The sequence below is a fragment of the Thalassospira xianhensis MCCC 1A02616 genome (genome assembly GCF_003326475.1).
Classification (GTDB): domain Bacteria; phylum Pseudomonadota; class Alphaproteobacteria; order Rhodospirillales; family Thalassospiraceae; genus Thalassospira; species Thalassospira xianhensis.
Map to the genome: position 1 here is coordinate 1 of NZ_JPWA01000010.1, position 22,933 is coordinate 22,933.

A 22,933-nucleotide genomic window follows, 5' to 3' on the forward strand; every position below is an offset into this window, starting at 1 on the left:
AGCCGGTCGGCCTGCGCCTGTTCGGCGGTGATATTGGCCCAGGCCACCTGGGCGCGCGCCGCCTTCTCTCCAAAGCTCATTACCGCATTGCGGATCGCATCAATCCGGCTTTGGATCTCGGTTGCAAAGGCTTCGCTCACGCCGGGCGCAAGCTTCATATGCGACAGGGCCGTGTCAAGATTGGTGATCACTTCCTTGCCCTCGTCGGTACGCGCCGTGTCGGGCGAGGGTCGCCCTGCCTCGGCACTGAAATCGCTTTGCGCCAGAAAGGCAAAGGCCTGATTAAGGGCGGCAAGGTAATCGGTACGAAATTCCGGGTCAAACCGGCCTGGCTGCGCTGCCATCACCGCCCCCAGCCCGGCATAAAGATCAAACGCCGCCCGCCACGCCGCAATCGCATCCTGCCGCAAGGCCAATCCGTGCCGGGCCGCGTTCAGCGAAGCGGCATCAAGCATCCTGATTTCGGTGCGCATGGCATGGATGTCCCCCTTAAGCTGTGCCTCGTGATAGCCCTGAAACACCAGTCGCTCCAGATCGCCGGGAGAACTGAGCTCGAGTTCACGGCTTAAAAGCTCGCGCTGGATATCGGCGGTAAATCCGGCAAACAGGGTCACGACAAACCCGACATACAAAACCACCACCAACCCGGTCAGCATGACAGAGCCCAAAATCGCCGCCCCGCGAACATATAAAACCCGGCCAAACAGCACGCGCCAGATCAAATCGCCCAATCCTTTTGCGCCCGATCTGCCACCGGATGCACCAGAAGCGCCAGATGACCCCGGCCGTGCCGCAGCCCCCGAAGATTGCCGGTCATTCTCCTCTGCCATGGTCTGCGCCTTGCACTCCGTCCGGTTATGCCGTGATCACGGCGCCACGCGCCGCGTCAAACCTGACGCCCCCAGACCCGTCCTTGTGAAAGCGGCCTCTCCCTCATGCGCTTCCCGTCGCCCCCATTAATCCCGCCCCGGCACGCCCGCAAAGTCCAGAACCCATCGCTCCCCACAAAATAGCCTCAAACCCCGCCAATACTCCGACCGCAATTCAACCAACAGGTCAAAGATTTACGGAACAAAAGCCAGCCCCGCCGCTTTTACAAAGACAGGTTTTCAAAAAACGGCCCCAACCGGCACCATTCCGCCAACCGATCCGCCCGCAACAGCAGAGGATTTCCCATGTTCCATCGCGAAAACATCTGCCGCCCCAAATCACGTATTGCCGCCATCCCCACCAATAATGCCTACGACACTCGCCGCATGGCGCTGGCCGCCACGGCGGCCCTGCTTGCCCTTGGTGCGGCGATGGCGCTTATGCCCGGCCATGCCAGGGCGGGCGAGGAAGCCCAATCAAACTTTATCAATACAAGCGGTGCGGAAATCGGAACGCTGACGGTCAATGGCGTGCCGGATGCCGCGATCCTGAAGATCGCGCTTCGCGACCTTCCGCCCGGTCAGTGGGTGGCGTTTCATATCCATGAAAATGGCGAATGCGATGCACAGGGCGGCTTTAAATCCGCCGGCGGCCATTTCAACCCGATGAACAAATCCCACGGCCATGAATTTGCCGACGGCCCGCATGCGGGCGACATGATGAACCAGTATGTCAATGACAAGGGCGAACTTTACGCCCAGATTCTCAATAACGCCGTACGCTTTGACGGCAGCGGCGAAACCGACATCCACGGCAAGGCCGTCATCATCCATGCCGGGGCGGACGACTATAAATCCCAACCCTCAGGCGATGCCGGGGACCGGATTGCTTGTGCGGTGATTAAATAGAAGAAAAATCGTACGCCACTCAAGCGCTGCTCCGCTTTTCAAAAGAAACTATCTCCCAGCAAATCCAAGAAACCTTGCAACGATCTAGGTTTATATCCAATAGTTTCATCTCCTTAATTTTGAAGAGCATTTTTAACGTGTGGCACCACCTCTCCCCAGACTGGCTGAATTGGGCAGATCAACTCGCCCCCGCGGCACAAAAGATCAATCGACATCTGGTCGAAGCACTCGATCTGCCAGCTTTGGCGCAGGCCGCCGGCGGGAAAGACTTGGTTGTGCTTGATCTGGCGTCCGGGGTTGGGGAACCGGCCTTCGGGATTGCGAGGATCCTGGCTAGCGAAGATGATCCCGCCCTGCGCGGCTATGTGATCGCCTCCGACATCGTGCCGGGCATGTGTGCCGGATTGGTGGAACGCGCCGTGGCGGAGGGGATTGGCAATCTGTCGGTGGTTGCCGCCGATATGGAAAAGTTGCCCTTTGGCGCGGGCACGATGGATGGGATTTCGTGCCGGTTTGGCGTGATGTTCTGCAATGATCCCGATGCCGCGCTTCGCGATGCCAACCGGGTGTTGAGTACCGGTGGCCGGGCAGCTTTTATGTTATGGGCACCGATAGTCGATAATCCGTTATTTGCCGCCATGGATGGGATTCTGGGCAATATCCTTGGCACCGGCTTTGCCGATGCCGGGCTTGACCTGTTTGGTTTTGCTGATCCCACGTTGGCGACTTCGCGCGTGGTTCGCGCTGGGTTTGGCGATGTTACAATCACCACCCATAATCCCGCCGGGCGCATCCCGGAACGCGCGGCATTCTGGAAGCCGCAGATGGAAATGCTGTTTGGGCCGCAATTGCGCGCCGCCACGGATGCGGAACGCGGGGCGATTGATGCCGCGATGTTCGAAGCGCTCCGTCCTTATTTGACGGACGGGCATTTTCAGGTTCCGATTTGTTTTCATGTACTTGCCGGGGCAAAGGGATAAACCCCTGCGCAAAAGCAGCGTTTTTCCCTTGATTTCCGTGATCCTTCGTGTCAAACCGCGCGCCTTGGAAGGGATGTTTCCTTCCCCTGTCGTAGCACCAGGTTAAAAACACGAAAGACATGACATATGAAGACGATTGTCGTCTGCTCTGGCGGGCTGGATTCCGTCACGCTGGCCTATAAGGTCGCGGCCGAGCATAAACTGCATTCCCTGATTTCGTTCGATTATGGCCAGCGCCATAAAAAGGAACTTGATTACGCCGCGCGTGCCGCACGCGATCTTGGCGTCAAACATCACATTGTAGATCTGACGCCGGTTGGTGCACTCCTGACCGGGTCGTCATTGACATCTGATGATATCGATGTGCCCGACGGCCATTATGCCGAGGAAACCATGCGCATCACCGTGGTCCCCAACCGCAATGCCATCATGCTTGCGGTTGCGTTCGGGGCTGCGGCATCGGCCAGGGCGGATGCGGTGGCGGCCGCCGTTCATGGCGGGGATCATTTCATCTATCCCGATTGCCGTCCCGATTTCATCAAATCGTTCCAGACCATGCAGAACCACGCCCTTGAAGGTGTGCGCGATGTGTCGCTTTATACGCCGTTTCTTCACGGGTCGAAGGCGGATATCGCCGCAGAGGCCGGGCGTCTTGGCGTTCCGATTGATCGCACATGGTCCTGTTACAAGGGTGGTGAAACCCATTGCGGGCGATGCGGCACCTGTGTCGAGCGGCGCGAGGCGCTTGAACTTGCCCGTGTGCCCGATCCAACGGTTTATGTGGATCGCGACTACTGGAAACAGGCAAGGGCGGAGCATATGGCGCGCAGCCTTGGGGCTTCCCCCATCCCTCCCGCACAGGCGGGAGCCCATACGACTTCCGGGGACTAAGCCGCAGAACCGGGCACGGGGAACATCCCCATCGCCCGTATCGCCACACGTAACCGCCTTAACCAGATAAGACCAAACCGGTCGCAAGCCCTCCGCCATATCGCGGGCACGGGCGCGCCGTATCGAAAGCCATCATGATGTTTACTATCACCAAACAATTCGCCTTTTCCGCCAGCCACCAGTTGGCCGGGCTTGATGCCGACCACCCGTGCGCACGCCTGCACGGGCATAATTACATTGTCGAGGTCGAGCTTCGCGGTGACAGCCTTGATGCACGTGGCTTTGTCCGCGATTACAGCGAACTGGGCCCGCTCAAGAAAATGATCGACGACGAATTTGATCACCGCCATCTGAACGAGGTCCTTGGCCACGATCACGCCACCGCCGAACGGCTTGCCCTGTTCTTTTACGAATGGGCGCATGACCGCTGGCCCGAAGTCAGCGCGGTGCGGGTTTCCGAAACCCCGAAAACATGGGCGGAATACCGGCCATGAGCGGGACGGAACTTGCGCCAGTGCTTGAACCAGAGCTTGTGACGGATAAAATCCGCATATCGGAAATTTTCGGCCCGACAGTGCAGGGCGAAGGGGCACTGATCGGCATGCCGACGGTGTTTGTCCGCACCGGCGGCTGTGATTTTCGCTGTTCATGGTGCGATACGCTTTATGCCGTCGATCCGGCCTTTCGCGCCGACTGGAAACCGCATACGGCGGCCGAGGTCATGGCCCGCGTCCGTGCCCTTTCGGGCGGCAAGCCGATCCTTGTGACCCTTTCGGGGGGCAACCCGGCGATCCAGCCCCTAGGCGGCCTGATTGCGCTTGGCAAACGCGATGGTTTTACCTTTGCCATCGAAACCCAGGGCAGCATCGCACGTGACTGGTTTGCCGATCTTGATTACCTGACGCTAAGCCCCAAACCGCCAAGCAGCAGCACCGATTTTAACCCCGACGCCCTTGCGGCCTGCATTGAGGCGGCACGCGCCAATGGCGTGCTTGACGGCCCGGCGATCACGCTTAAATTCCCGGTCCGCGATGATGCCGATCTGATGTTTGCCGACCATGTCCGCAAACAGCACCCCGATATCCCGGTCTGCCTGCAACCGGTCAACACCACCCCCGCCGAACCGCACCCGGACGGCGCAAATGGCGTTGATATTGATGGCCTGACCGAACGCTATCGCTGGCTGGTGGATCAGGTCGCCAAACGCGGCTGGTTCGATATGCGGGTTTTGCCGCAATGGCACGTCCATGTCTGGGGCAACCTGCGCGGGGTGTGATTTTCGGCGGTCGCGTTATGCGATGTGGCGAAGGCTCCGCCCCCGCAGCAGCCACCGCACACCCTTTCCGATTACTTCCGTCCTCATACCGTCCCTCCCGCAAAGGCGGGAGTCCATGGTGCCAAGCTCTCCCCACCAACACCGAACCCGCCGCACAACATTCGTTATACGAGCAGTAATTTCTGGAAAATAAACCATAAATTGAAATAAATCCCGTGGCAAATGGCAAGCAATATCAGTTGATTACCCGACTTCGCCGGGTTTCGCTGCCGCCCCCGGTTTGCTTTTGCGCAGCGTTCTGACCATTTCTAGAGGGGAGGTCTATTTTGCCCTCCCGAACAGAAAGCAGGACAAAATGTCTTTTCGCAGCTTTTCACTGAATCATGTGAAGTCCGGGAAGCAAAAACCCGCAGAACCGCTGGAAGGCCGCCCGGTCGATATCCCGGAGGCCCAGCCGGAACATTCGCCGCTTGAAGGTCCGCCAACCGTCAAACAGGCAGAGAATTCAGCCGCGACATCCGTGCCACCGCAATAGCCGGTTTCACAAACAGGCGGGGGGATTGCCCCCTCCGCCGGTTTTGGTTCCTGTGTCACAGGCGCAAGGAGCTTGGATCATGACCATCACCCGCACCACGCATCGGACCGTCACGTTTTTCCATCCATTCCGGCTGGAAGGATATGACGAGCTGTTTCAGCCTGGTACTTACGAGGTCGAGACCCTTGAGGAACTTGATCTGATGGCTGCCACGCGCAGTTATAAAAAGGTCAAGAGCAACCTGCATATCTGGTCACGCGATGACAAAACGACCTCGGAACGCGTGCTGGTTCTTGATCCCGTCATTCTTGATAGTGCCCTGGTTCTCGATTCCGATCCCCTGCGCGAGGAAGAACGCGCCCGGATGATTGGCGAAACCGGCAACGATGCGGGGCAGGATGATGGAGAGGGTCCAGGGAATGCAGGGGACGACGACAGCCCAAGCCACACGACCGAGCCTGGCCGGGCCTTCCGCCTTTCCCAGCCCGATCAAAGGACGCCTTGAAATCATGCAGATCAGGATCGAGTTTTTTCGTGTGCATGACGGCTCTGACGCCCGTGCGCGCTTAAACCGGATTGATTGCGTCACACCCGATATCGAAGCGGCGATTGCACAAGCCGAAGACCTTTTGAAAGGGGCTGGCATGCCGCAAAAACCTGATGCCTTTGCGATTTTTGATGATCTCGGGAACGAGCTTTATCAGGCCCGCTTCACCCCGACCAACCCGCGATAGCCCCTTTGATCGCGCCTCATCCCATTCATGAAATTGATATTTTTCACATCGCCAAGGAACCCGCATGACCATAGATATGACCGAATTTTTCAAGATCACCGCCAATGCCCTGTCGCTTCTGGTTGCGACCGTGTTTGTATTCTGGATCACGCTTGGCCACGCATAAGCTTAGGGCAAATACACCAGCGGCGTGATCAAGCCCTGTTCCTGCAGGATTTTCACCCCCTCCAACACCGGCCCGGCGATCAGGAACCAGCAGCCATCGCGAATGGTGCGCAGAAATAACGGCGGCTGGCAAAGCAACGGATTTTCATCGCACCAGCGAAACGTTGCCGGGCGAAACCGCGGCACCGTAATCAGGTAACGGTAATAGCGGGGGCCGAAGCTCTGCTTTAACACCGCCTCCTCGCGCAGGGTCACCTCGCGCAGGACAATCCAGCAGACAATGGCAAACAGTCCGGCAATCACAAGGCTGCCGCTTTGCGCCCCCGCGCCGAATGCACCTATGATCGAAAACAGATAAAGCGGATTGCGGCACAGTGAATAAGGGCCCGTCATCACAAGTTCGGTCTTTTTGCGCCCGCCGATATAAAGCGCACACCAGCCCCGCCCGATGATGCAGATCATGATGGCGATAATCCCGGTCGCCTCGATCACATCATGGATGTTTGTCGTGCGTTGCCAGCTTGCCTGCGCGAGCATCACCAAAATCAGCATCATCAGACCGCCGATCCGAAAGGTCCGCTTGCGGATACGCTGCACATTCCGAAGGCCATCGTCATAGCCGCCGGTGGCGTTTATGACGGTGCCGGTTCGGACAACCGTGTTTCGGTCATTATTTTCGCTTGGTTTGCTATTGGTATTTTGGCTGGGCTTGAAATGGTTTTTTGGGCGGATCATGTAGGCAGGTTCCTGTTTTGAAATCCTGCCAACCCTGCCCTATTGCGCCACGTCCGGCGTCCGGCCCTGCCCATCCGGCCCGTCCGGTGTCACTCCGGACGCTTGGGTTTCTGCGGCCAGCCGTGCGTTTGCCCGCACCGCACTTGGCGTATCCCCGGTCAGCTTTTTGAACGCCAGATTAAAGGTCGATTTCGAATTGAACCCGACACTTAGCGCCACATCAAGGATCGTCCGGTCCGGCTCGGCCAGCAGCACCGCCCGGGCCTCTTCGATCCTCGCCCCATTGACATAGTCGAAGAAATTCTGCCCGACATGGTGATTCAGAACATAGGATAACTGATTGGGCGAAACCCCGACAGCACGGGCAAGCTTTGGCAGGGAAACCAGCGGGTCCAGCAGCAGATCACCGCGCTTGCGAATATCATCAAGCCGCCTGCGCGCCAATGCCACACCATCTTCGTCAAGCAACGGCCGCGTGATCGGCTCCACGTCGGAACCCGTTAGAGAAGGCGCAGCAGAAACCACCGCCGAAACAGTGCTGTTTTCGGAACCTTGTACTGGCTGGGTCAGGTCTTCTTCATCTACCTCGCCCTCGCCCGGCCAATCAGGCATGACAAACAAAACCGGCTGGGTCGCGATTTCATAACTAAGCGCGAACAGCAGCACCAAAAATGCCACCCCGGTTCCCGACATCGCTAGGTCTTCAACAAAGAAAAATGCCGCAATCTTACCGATCAGGGCTGTCAGGAAGATCAGGCTGACGCCACCAAGAATGACGCCCATCCAGCGGCACATCGCGTTGCGATCCGCGCCGAGCTGTTCCTGTGCCTGACGGAAATATCGATGTGCCACCTTCCAGATCAGCAAAACATAAATTCCCGCCTGCGCGAAAATCGCAAACCAGCAAAAACTGCTGATGGCGGCAGGAACAGTAAAACTATGTTGAAAATCATCAGAAATGGGCATGCCATTGGTGATCGACCATGCCATGAGATTCAGGATCACACCAGCCAGCACAAAATGCACCCAAGGCTGACGCGACGGCACACCCGAAACTTCGCGGAAGTAAAGATAAATAGCCGGGGCAATCAGGAAATTGGCCGGAATGAATATCATTTCGACAACCTGATAGCTCTGCGGGGAAAAGAAGACCTCGGCGACATCTTCGAACAGATTGAACGCCACGGCAGCCAGAAAAAGCATCATCCAGCGATTGGCGCGCAATGCACGCGCGCCTTCCGACCGAAGCAGCAGACAAAGGAATGCCGCCTGCGCGATGCCAGCGACGGCCACAATCAGATCAACATAGTCATATATATCGTTCATGAACCTGTCTTATCCCGTTTGATCGGAGCCCGGCATTGCCCCCTTGCCGGGATGAAGAATTATCGTCCTATATCGTTTCAATATGCACAAACAAACACAATCGGCGTCCGACAATGCACAGCCGGACGCCCAAACAGGCGAAATCAGACAACTTGCATCTTCGACCTGCATGGCTGCCCTGAAACGGATGATAAACATTCGTCAGTTTTGTAACAAACCACCTGCGTCAATCGTCATGAAACTATAAGGCACATTAAATTGACTATATCAGTTCGATATACTAAGAATCGACATATATCGAACTGATATAGTCATTCCGACACCTTTCCCTTGGGAATGATGATCGGATCGAGACGCATAACAGGATGGATACCGAACAGAATATGGATGTACGCACTTTGTGCCTTGGCGCCCTGATGGGTGGTGAAGCAACCGGATACGAGATTCGCAAAATGTTTGAAGATGGCACCTTCAGCCATTTCCAGATCGCGTCTCTTGGTTCGATTTATCCGGCACTGACCAAGCTGACGCAGGACGGGATGGTAACCTTTGTCGAACGCGAACAGGAAAATCGTCCCGACAAAAAGGTTTACCAGCTGACCAGTGAAGGCCGTAGGACATTCCTGCGGACACTTTTGCAGACCCGTCCGGGCGAGGATCGCTACCGGTCCGACATCCTTTTCATGCTGACCTTTGCCGAGGAATTGCCGATCGAGCTGACCGAGGCATTGATAGATGAATTTGCTGCCCGCCACGAAATGATGAAAATCGATATTGATCCGGACAATCCGCAAAAGGATGAATGTCCGCTTGCCCATGGTCGCGATGAAGACGGCCAACCGACCCCCGGGTGCCTCTTTGTCGCCGGACTTGGACAGGCGATGTGCGAAGCGACCCTTAACTTCATCCGCCAGAACAAGGCAGGACTGATCGAGGAATTGCGAACTCGCAAAGACAAGAAAGCCTGACCTGCCGATAAGAATAAAAACAATACCAGAAAGAACAACAAGAACCGCAAGGTCACCCTGAACGCGCCACCGTATCAAGTGCCACACGCATTCCGTTTGGGCATATCTGAGGGAATTGAACCATGAATGCTTCACGCCTTGTCGCCATCGTACTTGCCCTTGGGGCCGTACTTTGGGTTGGATCGGGATTACTGGCCGGGGATGAACCGGCCGAGACGGCGGAAACATCCGCATCCGGCATGGACGAAAATGCTGCCCCGGTTCCGACGGAATCACCATCAGTCGGGCACGCCCCACGTGCCGCTGTTCGCGTCAGAACCAGCGAAGCTGTCGAACATGTCGATATGCTGCGTATTTCGGGACGCACCGAAGCCGTGGTCTCCGTTGAAATTCGTGCCCAGATCGATGCCATGGTCGAAGAAATCGGCGCGATCAAGGGTCAGCGCGTAAAAAAGGGTGATCTTTTGGTCAAGCTGGCGGTTGAAGATCGTTTGGCTCGTGTTGAAAAGGCGCGTGCCCTTGTGGCCCAGCGCGAACTTGAAAACAGTGCTGCCAAAAGCCTTGCAGAAAAGAATTACCGTTCGAAAACCGGTGTTGCTGAAACAAAGGCGCTTCTGGAAGAAGCGCGCGCGGATCTGAAACTGGCGCAGATCGAACTGACCCATACCGAAATCCATGCCCCGTTTGACGGTGTCGTTGAAGACCGCCCGGCGGAAATCGGTGACCTTCTGTCGATTGGCGATCCGGTCGCGACCCTGATCCAGGCCGATCCGATGCTGGTAGTTGCCCATGTTCCCGAACATTCGATTGGCGATATCCAGCACGGACAGCTGGCACATATCACGCTGTTTGATGGGCGTGAGGCGGATGGCGTTGTGCGGTATGTATCGCGCGTTTCAGACAATTCGACCCGGACCTATCGGGTCGAGGTCGAAATCGATAACACCGATCTGAGCATCCCTGACGGCATGACATCGGAATTGCAAATCCCGATTGGCACCAAGATGGCACACCGTGTTGCCTCGTCGGTTTTGACGCTCAATGACGAAGGACAAGTCGGGGTGCGCGGAATCGTCGATGAGGACAAGGTTGCGTTTTATCCGGTGCAGCTTCAGGGCGGCAACCGTGACGGTATCTGGATCGGCGGATTGCCCGACAAGATCGACCTGATCGTGGTCGGCCATGACTGGGTCAAGGAAGGTGCGACTGTCGATGTCAGTCGCCTTGAGGCAGACAATGCGTCCGAAGGGGCGCAGGACATGGCTGCAGCCCCCAAGGAAACGGTCGCGCGATAAGCGTGGCATTGAGGAACCGGAGACAGAAGAATGTCCCTCATTGATATTGCGCTTGACCGTTCGCGCACCGTTATCCTGACCCTGATCCTGCTTTTGGTGACCGGTTGGGTGGGGTACAACGCGATCCCCAAAGAAGCCGACCCGGATGTCCAGATTCCGGTCCTTTATGTGTCGATGCATCATGACGGTATTTCGCCCGAAGATGCCGAACGGCTTTTGCTGCGTCCGATGGAACAGGAACTTCGCACCATCGAGGGTGTGAAGGAAATGACGTCGCAATCCTATCAGGATGGCGCATCGGTCACGCTTGAATTCTACTCAGATGTCGATATCGACGACGCGCTTGCCGATGTGCGTGAACGCGTCGACATTGCCAAATCCGAACTGCCCGACGAAACCGACGACCCCGAAGTTCACGAGGTTAACCTGTCGCTGTTCCCGGTTCTGGTCGTGACCCTTGCCGGTGAAGTACCCGAACGTACCCTGTTGCGTCTGGCGCGCGATCTGAAAGATGACATCGAAGGCATCCCTGCGGTCCTTGAAGCCAATCTTGCCGGCGACCGCGAGGAACTGGTCGAATTTGTGATCGACCCGATGAAGGTCGAGGCCTATCGCCTGAACGGTGTCGATATCGTATCGCTGGTCCGCAATTCAAACGCGCTTGTGGCGGCCGGTGCCATCGATACCGGATCGGGCCGTTTCAACATCAAGGTTCCGGGCCTGTTTGAAACGGTCAATGATATCCTTGATATGCCGCTGGTCGTCGACGGGGATTCCGTCATCCGGTTCCGAGATATCGGCGAAGTCCGCAGGACCTTCAAGGATGCCGAGAGCTTTGCGCGACTGAACGGACAATCGGCCATCGCGATCGAGGTTTCCAAACGTGTTGGCGAAAACATCATTGATGTGATCGACAACATCAAGTCGGTCACAGCCGAGGCCGCCCAATCCTTCCCGCCCAATGTCACCGTCAGCTATTCGCAGGATAAATCATCAGATATCCGCACCATGCTGACCGACCTTCAGAACAGTGTGATCCTTGCGATCCTGCTGGTGATGGTGGTTGTGATCTGGTCGCTGGGCTGGCGATCGGGGCTTCTGGTTGGGCTTGCCATTCCAGGGTCGTTCCTGACGGCAATCCTGATCCTTTGGGCGCTGGGCATGACGGTCAATATCGTCGTTCTGTTCAGTCTGATCCTTGCGGTCGGGATGCTAGTGGATGGTGCAATTGTTGTAACCGAATATGCTGATCGCAAAATGCTGGACGGATTACCGCGCAAGCAGGCCTATCCGTTGGCGGCCAAACGCATGGCGATGCCTATCATTGCATCGACGGCAACGACCCTGGCGGCCTTCCTGCCGCTGGCATTCTGGCCCGATATTGTCGGCGAATTCATGAAATTCCTGCCGATCACGGTTCTGTTTACCCTGTCAGCATCACTGGTCATGGCCCTGATCTTTGTGCCAACGGTGGGTGCATGGTTTGGCAAGCCCGGTTCGGCATCAAGCGAGGCACTGGACGCGGTTGCGGCAGGCCGGATGGATCGTTTGCACGATCTTAAGGGCGGCACGGGTTTTTATGTACGGCTGCTTAAAGGTTCATTGCGGTTCCATTGGCTGGTTGTGCCGATGGCGTTTGTCATCCTGATCGGCGTATGGGCGGCATTTGGCGTATTTGGTCGCGGGGTAGAGTTTTTCCCCGCAGTCGAGCCCGAAGTCGCCGCCGTTCAGGTACGTGCGCGCGGCAATATGTCCTACTATGAACAGGATGCGTTGCTCAAAGAAGTCGAGGACCGCATTCTGGGTCTTGATGCAAGGCATGAAGGCGAACACTGGTTTGATACGGTTTATGCCCGCTCGGGCCGTAGTGCAAGCAGTGGTGGCAACGACACTCCCGAAGACGTGATCGGTGTAATCCAGCTTGAATATGCCGATTGGCAATCGCGTCCGAAAGCGACCGAGATCGAACATCGCATCCTTGAAGAAACGGCCGATCTGGCCGGATTACAGATCGAAATTCGCGCCGCCGAAGCAGGCCCACCACAAGGCAAGGATGTCCAGATTCAGTTGCGTTCGCTTTATCCCGACGCGCTGGATGAAACTGCAACCATGCTGATGACCGGATTGCAGGAAATGGGCGGTCTTTACAATTTCGAAGACGGCAAATCGCCCCCGGGCATTGACTGGGAATATACTGTCGACCGTGCGCAGGCCTTGAAATTTGGGGCGGATATCACCCAGATCGGCAATGTGATCAAACTGGTAACCAACGGGATCAATTTTTCGACGTATCGTCCGGATGATTCGACCGAGGAAATTGACATTGTCGGGCGTTATCCGGCTGAACACAGATCGCTTGAAGAACTGCAAAGTCTTCAGATCGTGACCGACAAGGGTCTGGTACCACTGGCGAATTTCGTCAAACGCACGGCAAAACCCAAAACCGGCACATTGTCACGTGTTGACAGCCGCCGTGCCCTGACGGTGAAGGCCGACGTTGCCGAAGGCATTCTGGTCGACACCAAGGTCCAGGAGGTCAAGGAATGGATGAAAACCCTTGATATCGATCCACGGGTTTCAGTCGAATTCAAGGGTCAGGACGAGGAACAGCAAAAATCCGCAGACTTCCTGAAAAACGCTTTTTCGGTCGCCCTGTTCATCATGTTCGTCATTCTGGTGACCCAGTTCAATAGCATATCCAGTTCGCTTCTGATCATGATCGCGATCGTCATGTCAACGGCCGGTGTGTTCCTTGGTCTGATGATCACCGGGCAGGCGTTTTCAATCGTCATGAACGGGATCGGGGTCGTGGCACTAGCCGGGATTGTGGTGAACAACAACATCGTTCTGATTGATACGTTTGACCGGCTCAAACACAGTGCCGACAGTATCGAAACCGCGATCCTGCAAACCGGGGCACAGCGTTTGCGTCCTGTGATGTTGACCACTGTTACCACGATCCTTGGTCTGGTACCGATGGTGCTGCAGATCAATATCGATTTTGCCGAACGTTCGATGTCGATCGGAGCACCTTCTACCCAGTGGTGGGTGCAGCTTTCGACATCCATCGCGTTTGGTCTGGCATTTGCCACCGTACTGACCCTGGTCTTTACCCCCTGCGCGCTGATGATGCGTCACAAAGCGGGCATCGGCTGGCGGAAACTGAAAACACGTATGACAGAAAAATTTGGCCGGGGTGGTACACCCCAATCGGCCGATCACGGTGTATAAAACCCGGCGACATCTGACATAACAGAAAAACCGCGCGACATTCCCCCCGACCCCGCCGCGCGGTTTGACCGGCCCCCTGCTACGCATCGGGGGCCGGTCTTCTTCTTGGGGAAAGAATTAGACGGAACAATTTGTCCTGCCATCGCTCCGTCTGGCGAACGGCCAAAACGGATAGAATGGTCCGAAGCCATAACGGGCGTCTGTCCAATGTCATTGCCGGCTCATCGCGAAGAAAATTCCGATCACAAAATGGTAATTCCGTCGCGATTCTTGACGAAAGTCTAATGGCTTTATCGCACATGAGGCAGTGCAATTGCGGTTTCAAGACCAAACCTAGTGATAGGGGAAAACCTTCTTTTGGATAGCGGGGCCTACATAATTTACTAATGAATTCGGCGCTATCCTGATCACAAAACAATAACGATCCTTGTAAATTCGGGAACAGAACATGGGATTGCGGATGATGCGTTGGCGCAAATATCGCGCCGTATCCGGTCTGATCGGACTTGTTGCCCTGCCCTTCATGGCAGTGGTCGCCAACGCTGATGCCCCGGGCACCCTGACCTGGGCGGTCCCACCTTTCGCACCGGCCTTCATTTCCGAAGATGGTAAACTTACCGGCTATGCCTCAGATACTCAGAACTGGTTTGCCGCGCGGCTGGACGATTATCAGCACGAAATCATGGAAGTTCCTCTGGCGCGGCTTCTGGCGGAAATGCGCAACGGGGCTGCCGATGACCATCCCGGCCATATACGGTGCAGTACAACCCTGATCCCGACCGACGAGCGACGCGAATATATCAGCTTTGCCAAGACCATTCTGCTGCACCTGCCGATTTCGGTCGTCATCCGCGCAGAGGACGAGGCAAATTTCAAACCCTTCCTTGACGAAGAAGGTCATATCCAGCTTGGCAAATTGATGGCGAACGGGGATATGACCACCGCCCTGCGGATCGGACGATCTTACGGGGCACTGATTGACAATTATGTCGAAAGATATCGCAATGCCCCGCAGATCATGCCGGTGGCCGACGACAGCAAGCTTTTGAAACTTCTTGAACTGGGCCGGATCGACTGGACATTCTATTTCCCGTCCGAAGCGGAATTTTACCGGCGGGAAACCGCGCCAAACCAGATGATCAAGTCATTGCCGATCCGTGGCAACACAAACCTGCTTGAAGCGACCATCGGCTGTGCGAAAACACCGGCTGGTCAACAGGCGATTGCCCGGATCAACCAGATTGTCGCCACCAATCCCGACATGCCATGGACCAACTTTTATGCTGCATGGCTTTCCCCCCAGGATCGCGAATGGTTTGTCGCGGCGCGAGCCCATTATATTGATCCCAAGCAGTTCGAAGCACTTCTGACGCCAAGAAAATAAATCGCGTCTCCGTGTCTCACCAGACAACCCCCTATCCTAAAGTGACTATCCTTGCCCGGATATCGGGGACCGTTTTCCACGCCTACCCGCTTTCTGATATCCAGAATGTAAGCCCCTTCGCGGCAGTTAAATCGGGTTGCAACACGATTTTCTATTGCATGGCTATTGATCTATGCCAGCAACCCACCACTTTTGGATAAGCATGGATAGAAACACGGACCCGCGCATCTTGGCGACGGGTATATTGGTATGTGCCGTCGCTATTTCAGGTCCCTCATAATTGCCGGAATTTCGGCAATACTGGCTTCGCAAATACCTGCGGCAATGGCGCAGGAACCCGTGCCACTGCGTGTTGGTCCCGTAACTTCATCAACACCGGAAACCAGAACGGATATTGTCTGGGCAGTAGACGCCATCACACCGGGCTTCATAAAGGTCGAGGGTCGGTTGAACGGCTACGGTGCGCAAATGCTGGACTGGTTTATCACGCGCATGCCCGAATATAACCATCTGGTGCAAATCCTGCCGCGCCGTAGTGCCTATGATGCCATGCGCGCGGCTGCGGAAAACGGTAAAACCATCTGTATCCCCGGAACCCAATATACCCCGGAACGCGCACAGGATTTCGCCATAAGTGGCACCGTCGCGCCGTTGCTTCCGCTTTCGGTTGTCGTTTTAGGCAGCGCCCGCCACTCCTTCCGGCCATATATGCTGGAAAACGGGATGATCGATCTGGTCGCGCTGCTTGGTGATACATCACGTTATACAGCGCTGGCAAAGTCCCGGTCTTATGGACCCGAAGTTGACAGCATTCTGGCAGCTGCGATCAATGCGCCAAATGTTTTGCGCACTGATAACCAGTCGAGCTTTCCGATGATGCTGGAAATAGGTCGCATTGACTGGATGCTGGCCTATCCGGTTGAAATCGAGTTCCATCGCCGTCAGGCCAAGGATGCATCCGACACATTGTCGTTGCCCATTCAGGGGCTACCACGCCTTATGAATATCAGCGTGGCCTGCAGTCGGTCAGAAAACGGTATCGGGGCGGTAAACAAGATCAACGCCATCCTTGCCAGCCATCCCGTTATGCCGTGGCTTGAATATTATATCGATTATCTTGGCCACGAGGACCGCGCCCGTTTCCTTGATGCCCTGAGAGAATTCAAACAGTCACGAGACCTTCCGGTCGGACAATAACATCGCCCCCAAATGAAACAGGCACCGCCAAACACGGTGCCTGTCTGAGAATTTCGGCCGGATACGATCAGTTCTGATGAACCCGGTTCAGCCCTTCTTCCGGATCGTCATCGGGTTCGCCGTCATCATCTTCTTCCTCGGCGCGAACTTCGTCCTGCTGGTGTTCGACCCCCATGCGGCGGTACGAACGATATGACAGCGGGAAGGTCGCAAAATAGACCGCAGCAATCACCGAAAGCGTCAGCCACGGCGAGGACACCAGAAACGCGACAGACGCCCCGAATGCCAGCATCAGCGGCAAAACCCATGCGCGCGGGACCTTGACCTTCTTGAATGAATAGGTCGGCATCCGCGACACCATCAGACCAGCAATCAACACACCATAAGGTGCAACGATATAGGGGCTGTCAAACACGCCACGCCCGAACTGGAAAGTCAGCACAATCGGCCACATCGCAAGTGCGGCTGCTGCCGGGGCAGGAACCCCGGTAAAGAAACGATAGGCCCAGGTCGGCAATTCCGGCTCGCCCAGCATCTGGGTATTGAACCGCGCCAGACGCAGGGCCATGCACACCGCAAACAGCAGCGACAAGGCCCAGCCAATCGGACCGAATTCATGCAGCGACCAGAAATACAGCATCATCGCCGGCGCGACACCAAAGCAGACAAAGTCCGAGAGACTGTCAAGCTCCGCGCCAAAGCGGCTGGATGCGTTCAGCATCCTCGCCAGACGGCCATCAAGGCCATCAATGATCCCGGCGATCAGGATGGCGGCAACCGCGGCTTCCCATCGATCCTGCATCGCAAAGCGGATCGAGGTCAAACCCGCACACATCCCCATCAGGGTCGCCACATTCGGCGCCAGACGGCTTAGTGACAATGCCTTGAACCGCCGGGGGCGGCTCTGTCGGATGCCGCCTGCCATTAGCGGATCTCCCCGATTGCGGCTTCTGCCCCCTTGGCCGCAATATCGGCAAGGACGGTTTCACCGGCAATCGTGGTCTGACCAACGATGACTTTGGGTTCGACACCTTCGGGCAGATAAACGTCAACGCGCGATCCGAAGCGGATCAGACCGAAACGTTCACCAGCTTTCAACTGCGAACCACGACCGACATCGCAAAGAATACGACGCGCAACCAGACCGGCAATCTGGACAACACCAAACTCGCGGCCTTCTTTGTCACGCACCAGAAGAATCTGACGTTCGTTGTTTTCCGATGCCTTGTCGAGTTCCGCATTGACGAATTTTCCGGGCACATAGGCCTCGCCAATAATTTCGCCATTGACCGGACAACGGTTCACATGAACGTTGAACACGTTCATGAAGATCGAAACACGCGTGCGCGGCGTTTTATCGTCCAGTTCGAGTTCCTTAGGCAGTGGTGCCTTGGAAATCATGCAAACACGGCCATCCGCCGGCGAAATGACGAGATTCTCGTCAACCGGAGTAATACGGTCCGGATCACGGAAGAAATAGGCACACCAGAGTGTCAGGATCACACCGATCCAGCCCAGCGGTTCGGCAATCAGAAACAGAACCACGGTGATCGCCGCGAAAATCGCCACGAATTTCCAGCCTTCGGGATTGATCGGCACAAGAACGGATTTCAAAGTCTTTATTCCCTGGTTGCCATGGGTAAGGGCATAACAATTCCGGCAATGATTACCGGTCGGCCGCGTTACTACCATCTAGTGATGACAAAGGGCAACGCAACCTGCAAATAAAAAGGGGCAAAACACCATTATCACGTGTTTTGCCCCCGGAAAAGAAATGCAGTTACTGCTGTGCCGTCCCATTTTCCGGAAGCGCAAAAATCTGCCCCGGATAAATCAGGTCCGGATCACGGATCTGTTTGCGATTCTGGTTGTAAATCACCCAGTATTGCAGGCCGTCGCCATAGGTTCGGCGTGCAATCCGCCACAGGCTGTTGCCCGGCTGCACAACATAACGCGAACCCGGTTCCAGAATCTGATCTGGACGGGCACGTTCAAACGGCAATTCGACGCGTGCGGTTACCTTGTCAGACGGATCAAGCTGATCGGCGCGTAGCTGATACTGGCCCGGTTCGATCGGCTCACCGATTGTCAGAGCCCAGTTGCCATCTTCCCCGGTCGTTGCACTGCCGACAAATTTGTTATCAAGGTAAACACGGACGCTGGTGTCATCATCGGCCTTGCCAGACATGGCAACACGACCTTCTTCGTCATAATCGACAACATCAATCGACAGGCGTGGCATGGCGGCGGCAGGTTGTTCCCCGGTTGCAGCAGGCATTTCCGATCCCTGCGGCATGGCCTGGGCCAGTTCGCGGGCGGTTTCCTTGCTCATATCTTCGGGGGCCGGTCCCTGCAGAACGGTGGCAGCCCCCCCTTCCTTGGGAACCCGCATCGCAATGATCGGCTGTTCGGCGCTATCGCCGTCTTTTGCGGCATCATCCGGCGATTGGCCAGCCGTTGCGGCTTCGCCCGACGCCGGTTTTTCAGGAATCAGGACCACAACATTGTCATCGCCTTTGTAAATTTCACCAGTGCTGTCTTCGGATTCAAGCGACAGTTCCCGATCACCGCTTGCCAGAGGTTTCTCGGGCAAAACCACCCATTCACCGCGTTCATCGGCGGTTGCCTGCCCGATAACTTCGTCACCCTCGCGGATGCGCACGGTGCTGTTCGGGGCAGCGCGACCAGCAATCACGGCATTGCCATCCGGGCCGATGCGCACAACGTCAAAGCTCGGCGTGCGAACTTCGGGTGCGGCGTCGGTTTGTTCCGGCGCGGCCTGCTGCGTGTTTCCGGCATCCGGTGTCACTGCGGGCGGTGCTGTTGTTCGTGCCGGCGTATCGGCTTCGTCTACCGACTGTGTCAGCATGTAATTCAACGAGATCGCGGCAACAATCAGCAAAACGCCAATGATGACGAGGATATAAGGTCTTTTCACCGGTAATATCCTTGAACGGTGGTTATGATTATTACGGGTGGCGTCGAAATCTTGTAACTGGCAGTCATTAAGTCCCCCAAGCGCCCCACCCGACGCGTTAGTTCGAAACTTGTACTACTTTCGGCACACAGTTTCCATAACGTAACAAACCGAGATTACAGTGCAACAGTTAGGCAAAGATGAATAGAATCAGCGCTTTTGGTCAAGCCTTGTCCCACATTCCTTAAGGAATTGACTGCATTGTCGCCCCGATATAGGCCACAAGTGCCGCCACAAGCACCGGTAGTGCCAGAACCGATAACCGCACCAGCATCGCCAGAACCGCGCCGCCCGCCCCGGCATTCGCACCGATATCGACTGGCAAAAGCGCCACAATTCGCGCAGCCCCTGATCCGGCAAACACCACCAGAACCAGAACCGCCATCGCAAATGCCGACGCTGGTGCTGCCAGCATCACGCCAGATGCACTTGCCATCAGTGCAGTACTGATCGCCAGCCACAACGCGGCCCGATATTGCGGGGCGGCCTTTTCGGAAATCAGCGCCACCAAAAGGGCGACCGAAAGACCGGCCTGAAAAACCACCTGATCGCGCAGACCGAACTGGGCGGCGATAATCCCCTGCCCGACCGCAAGCGCCACAAAGGTCGCAACTGGTGCCGGTCTTGCGACATCCTCGTTGCTTGTGACATTGGATTTTGTCGATGTTTTGGCGGATTTTGCGGATTTGACGTTCTTTTTGCCCCTGCCCTTGGCCGTGCCCGGGTCTTCGTCCTCGTCAAAGTTCGGGCGTGTGACCCACAGAAAGGACGCCCCGATCAGGATATAGGCACCCCATACCAGCGTCACCAACCCTCCCGGATGATACAAAAGCCCGGTAATCGGAGCCGCCAGAACCAGCCAACCGCCCAGCAACATCAGAATGGCCGCAACAATCGCACAAGGCCGAGCCCGCAGATGTGCAAAATCAAGGATCGCGCCACAAACCCCGCCTAGCACCAGCATAAGAAGTGCTGCCCCCACACCACCACGCGCGGTTTCCGGCAAACCGATGGCCGCCGGAACAGCCACCGCTACCGCGGGGATGACAGCAGCCAGTACCATGCGACGGGCCATTGCCCGCTCAAGCCCCAGCCAAAGGGCGAGCATCAAAACCGTGGCGATAACACCGGACACCAGAATGGCGAGCCAAAAGGGACTGTCGACAAACACGTTGGGCGATCCTGCCTTCTTGTTGTTTCGTTTTCAAACCTGCGAGCGGAACGGCATTGCGCGCGCAGGCGCTGATATCCATCCCACAATCAGGTTCAGAACCTGTTAACCATCGGCGAAAAATTCGCCCCGGCTTATCGCGCCCGATCATGCCGATTGCCAAGGCAAAAATGCGGCAGGGTTCACATGCGATCAATACTGGCTGTCACAGGATCTTCGCAAAGGAAACTATTGACCCGATGATGGCGCAATAGGCTATGCTTGGCCTGTAGACGGGCCACATCGCCGGTCGGCATGGCGTGTTGCGTACGCCAAGACCGGGCGAAAGTTACCTGCGAGATAACAACAAAGAGGCAGGTTGCCATGACAAGAGTAAAATCGATCTGTGTTTTTTGCGGCGCTTCGAACGGCAAAAACCCCCAGCACATGGAAAACGCGATTGCGTTTGGCAAAATGATGGCCGAACGCGGTATTGCGCTGGTTTACGGCGGCGGGCGCATCGGCCTTATGGGGGCGGTTGCCGACGCGGTGATGAAAAACGGCGGCAAGGTCATCGGCATCATCCCCGCTCATCTTGACGATATCGAGGTCGGCCATAAGGGCCTGACCGAACTGATCGTCTGCAAATCGATGTATGAGCGCAAGGTTGAGATGTTCAAACGTTCGGACGCCTTTGTCACGCTTGCTGGCGGCCTTGGCAGCCTTGACGAAGCGTTCGAGGCACTGACCCTTCGCCAGCTTGGCATCCATGACAAGCCGCTGGTATTCCTAAATGCGCTGGGATACTGGGACAAATGCCTTGATATGATTGATGGCATCATCGAGGACGGCTTTGCGCGTGAGAGCAACCGCAACCTGTTTACGGTTGCCGAAACCCTTGATCAGGTTTTCGAACAGCTTGAAGCCGAACCCGCCCCGAAATTCGACCCGCGCGAAAAGCTTCTCTAAGCACGGTTTTCGGCCAATACATCAAATCCGCAAGATCGCAATATCTTGCGGATTTTTCTTTGTCAAATTCCAATTAATATACTGATATTACGTTTATTTTAGAACTTTGACATATATCATCGTGGCTGCATTTTACGCCTGCTTTACTTCCCGAACCACCATCATTTGGGAGAGAGCAAATGAAATCATATCGTGGTTTAGCGGGCTGCCTTGTTTCGGTTACTGCCATGCTGGGGATCGCCGGGAGCGTTCTTGCAGCAGAAACACCATCGCCTGCCGATCTGCGCGACGCCGCCCTTGAACATTTCGAAGTCATTCCGTCAATGGTACCGGCCGTTTCGGGCAATGCTGTTACCCGGGAAAAAGTCGAACTGGGCAAGATGCTGTTTTTTGATCCGCGTCTGTCATCCAGTGCGCTGATTTCGTGCAATACCTGCCACAATCTGGGAATGGGCGGGGATGACAACCTTGAAACATCCATTGGCCACGGCTGGCAGAAAGGACCGCGTAATGCCCCGACCGTGCTGAATGCCGTATTCAACGAAGCGCAGTTCTGGGATGGCCGCGCCGAGGATCTCAAAGCACAGGCCAAAGGCCCGGTTCAGGCCGGGGTTGAAATGGCCAGCACCCCCGAACGTGTCGTCGAAGTACTGAAAAGCATGGGCGATTATGTGCAGAAATTCGCCCACGCCTTCCCGGGTGAAGCAGATCCGGTAACGTTTGATAATATGGCCAGAGCAATCGAGGCGTTTGAAGCAACCCTGATTACCCCGGCATCGCGATTTGACCAGTTCCTGGAAGGCAACGATGCCATCCTGACCAAAACCGAAATGTCCGGGCTTGAACTGTTCATCGATACCGGTTGTGCATCCTGCCATAACGGCGTGAATGTCGGCGGGACCGGTTATTACCCGTTCGGCGTTGTTGAACAACCCGGTGCCGAAATCCTGCCACCCGATGACAAGGGCCGCTTTGCCGTCACCCAGACCGCGACGGATGACTATGTCTTCCGCGCCGGTCCGCTTCGCAATATCGCGCTGACGGCTCCCTATTTCCATTCAGGCAAGGTCTGGAATCTGGAACAGGCCGTTGCGATCATGAGTTCCAGCCAGCTTGGTGCCGAACTTGATAGCAATCAGATCAAGGCGATTACCGCCTTCCTTATGACCCTGACCGGGGAAGCACCGCGTGTGGAATATCCGATCCTGCCGGTCAGCACCGAGACCACACCCAAACCGGCCGCAATGGTCGCAAACTGATCCCACAGGGGTGTGGAAAAGCAGAAAGTATCCGCAAAGGTGCGAACCCCGACACGCTCTTTGCGAACCTGCCGCCCGACACA

22 protein-coding genes are annotated in these 22,933 nt (G+C 56.1%); 15 read left to right on the forward strand and 7 right to left on the reverse strand.

Annotated features, from left to right (window positions below; all coding sequences use genetic code 11):
- On the reverse strand, window positions 1-830 hold an 830-nt coding region (locus TH5_RS09870; RefSeq protein WP_147250089.1), incomplete at its 3' end, for a hypothetical protein.
- 345 nt (window positions 831-1,175) lie between these two features.
- Between TH5_RS09870 and TH5_RS09875 the strand changes: the two genes are divergently transcribed.
- The 8 genes from TH5_RS09875 to TH5_RS09910 all read left to right on the forward strand — a co-directional run bounded on the left by TH5_RS09875 (window position 1,176) and on the right by TH5_RS09910 (window position 6,194).
- Window positions 1,176-1,778, forward strand: a complete 603-nt coding sequence (locus tag TH5_RS09875; protein ID WP_208638434.1) for a superoxide dismutase family protein — start codon at window positions 1,176-1,178, stop codon at window positions 1,776-1,778.
- 137 nt (window positions 1,779-1,915) lie between these two features.
- Window positions 1,916-2,758, forward strand: coding sequence for a class I SAM-dependent methyltransferase (locus TH5_RS09880; RefSeq protein WP_244204866.1), 843 nt, complete (start codon window positions 1,916-1,918; stop codon window positions 2,756-2,758).
- Window positions 2,759-2,884: 126 nt separating this feature from the next.
- Window positions 2,885-3,649, forward strand: a complete 765-nt coding sequence (queC, locus tag TH5_RS09885) for a 7-cyano-7-deazaguanine synthase QueC (protein ID WP_114121729.1) — start codon at window positions 2,885-2,887, stop codon at window positions 3,647-3,649.
- Window positions 3,650-3,783: 134 nt separating this feature from the next.
- Window positions 3,784-4,143 carry a 6-carboxytetrahydropterin synthase QueD gene (gene queD / locus TH5_RS09890; RefSeq protein ID WP_244204867.1) on the forward strand — a complete coding sequence of 120 codons (360 nt, stop codon included), beginning with the start codon at window positions 3,784-3,786 and terminating at the stop codon, window positions 4,141-4,143.
- Window positions 4,140-4,925 carry a 7-carboxy-7-deazaguanine synthase QueE gene (queE, locus tag TH5_RS09895; RefSeq protein WP_114121730.1) on the forward strand — a complete coding sequence of 262 codons (786 nt, stop codon included), beginning with the start codon at window positions 4,140-4,142 and terminating at the stop codon, window positions 4,923-4,925. Before queD ends, queE begins: the two co-directional genes overlap by 4 nt.
- Before the next feature lie 355 nt (window positions 4,926-5,280).
- Window positions 5,281-5,460: a hypothetical protein gene (locus TH5_RS09900; RefSeq protein WP_114121731.1), complete on the forward strand. Its 180-nt coding sequence runs from the start codon at window positions 5,281-5,283 to the stop codon at window positions 5,458-5,460.
- Between the two features lie 79 nt (window positions 5,461-5,539).
- Window positions 5,540-5,965, forward strand: coding sequence for a hypothetical protein (locus TH5_RS09905; protein ID WP_114121732.1), 426 nt, complete (start codon window positions 5,540-5,542; stop codon window positions 5,963-5,965).
- Window positions 5,966-5,969: 4 nt separating this feature from the next.
- The gene (locus tag TH5_RS09910) at window positions 5,970-6,194 is read left to right on the forward strand and encodes a hypothetical protein (protein WP_114121733.1); all 225 of its coding nucleotides are present in this window, start codon (window positions 5,970-5,972) and stop codon (window positions 6,192-6,194) included.
- A gap of 168 nt (window positions 6,195-6,362) precedes the next feature.
- Here TH5_RS09910 and TH5_RS09915 read toward each other — a convergent pair whose 3' ends face one another.
- Both TH5_RS09915 and TH5_RS09920 read right to left on the reverse strand, forming a co-directional pair.
- Window positions 6,363-7,094 carry a methyltransferase family protein gene (locus tag TH5_RS09915; protein ID WP_114121734.1) on the reverse strand — a complete coding sequence of 244 codons (732 nt, stop codon included), beginning with the start codon at window positions 7,092-7,094 and terminating at the stop codon, window positions 6,363-6,365.
- Between the two features lie 39 nt (window positions 7,095-7,133).
- A complete protein-coding gene (locus TH5_RS09920) occupies window positions 7,134-8,420 on the reverse strand; it encodes a helix-turn-helix domain-containing protein (RefSeq protein WP_114121735.1) in 1,287 nt (428 codons plus the stop codon).
- 365 nt (window positions 8,421-8,785) lie between these two features.
- On the opposite strand from TH5_RS09920, the gene TH5_RS09925 reads away from it, so the two are divergent.
- From TH5_RS09925 to TH5_RS09945, 5 genes are all read left to right on the forward strand, one after another.
- Window positions 8,786-9,388 (forward strand): PadR family transcriptional regulator, encoded by a 603-nt coding sequence (locus TH5_RS09925; RefSeq protein WP_114121736.1) that lies wholly within the window; start codon window positions 8,786-8,788, stop codon window positions 9,386-9,388.
- Between the two features lie 122 nt (window positions 9,389-9,510).
- Window positions 9,511-10,683, forward strand: coding sequence for an efflux RND transporter periplasmic adaptor subunit (locus TH5_RS09930; RefSeq protein WP_114121737.1), 1,173 nt, complete (start codon window positions 9,511-9,513; stop codon window positions 10,681-10,683).
- 30 nt (window positions 10,684-10,713) lie between these two features.
- A complete protein-coding gene (locus TH5_RS09935) occupies window positions 10,714-13,914 on the forward strand; it encodes an efflux RND transporter permease subunit (protein WP_114121738.1) in 3,201 nt (1,066 codons plus the stop codon).
- A gap of 463 nt (window positions 13,915-14,377) precedes the next feature.
- A complete protein-coding gene (locus tag TH5_RS09940) occupies window positions 14,378-15,298 on the forward strand; it encodes a TIGR02285 family protein (RefSeq protein ID WP_244204868.1) in 921 nt (306 codons plus the stop codon).
- A 324-nt stretch (window positions 15,299-15,622) separates the two neighbouring features.
- Window positions 15,623-16,495: a hypothetical protein gene (locus TH5_RS09945; protein ID WP_114121740.1), complete on the forward strand. Its 873-nt coding sequence runs from the start codon at window positions 15,623-15,625 to the stop codon at window positions 16,493-16,495.
- Between the two features lie 67 nt (window positions 16,496-16,562).
- Here TH5_RS09945 and pssA read toward each other — a convergent pair whose 3' ends face one another.
- The 4 genes from pssA to TH5_RS09965 all read right to left on the reverse strand — a co-directional run bounded on the left by pssA (window position 16,563) and on the right by TH5_RS09965 (window position 20,643).
- The gene (gene pssA, locus TH5_RS09950; protein WP_062952820.1) at window positions 16,563-17,420 is read right to left on the reverse strand and encodes a CDP-diacylglycerol--serine O-phosphatidyltransferase; all 858 of its coding nucleotides are present in this window, start codon (window positions 17,418-17,420) and stop codon (window positions 16,563-16,565) included.
- A complete protein-coding gene (locus tag TH5_RS09955; protein WP_114121831.1) occupies window positions 17,420-18,118 on the reverse strand; it encodes a phosphatidylserine decarboxylase in 699 nt (232 codons plus the stop codon). Before TH5_RS09955 ends, pssA begins: the two co-directional genes overlap by 1 nt.
- Before the next feature lie 157 nt (window positions 18,119-18,275).
- A complete protein-coding gene (locus tag TH5_RS09960; RefSeq protein ID WP_114121741.1) occupies window positions 18,276-19,433 on the reverse strand; it encodes an Ig-like domain-containing protein in 1,158 nt (385 codons plus the stop codon).
- A gap of 223 nt (window positions 19,434-19,656) precedes the next feature.
- On the reverse strand, window positions 19,657-20,643 hold the full coding sequence (locus TH5_RS09965) for a hypothetical protein (protein WP_114121742.1): 987 nt from the start codon (window positions 20,641-20,643) through the stop codon (window positions 19,657-19,659).
- A gap of 363 nt (window positions 20,644-21,006) precedes the next feature.
- Between TH5_RS09965 and TH5_RS09970 the strand changes: the two genes are divergently transcribed.
- Both TH5_RS09970 and TH5_RS09975 read left to right on the forward strand, forming a co-directional pair.
- On the forward strand, window positions 21,007-21,591 hold the full coding sequence (locus tag TH5_RS09970; RefSeq protein WP_097050973.1) for an LOG family protein: 585 nt from the start codon (window positions 21,007-21,009) through the stop codon (window positions 21,589-21,591).
- 179 nt (window positions 21,592-21,770) lie between these two features.
- Window positions 21,771-22,850: a cytochrome-c peroxidase gene (locus tag TH5_RS09975; protein WP_114121743.1), complete on the forward strand. Its 1,080-nt coding sequence runs from the start codon at window positions 21,771-21,773 to the stop codon at window positions 22,848-22,850.
- Window positions 22,851-22,933 lie beyond the last annotated feature (83 nt).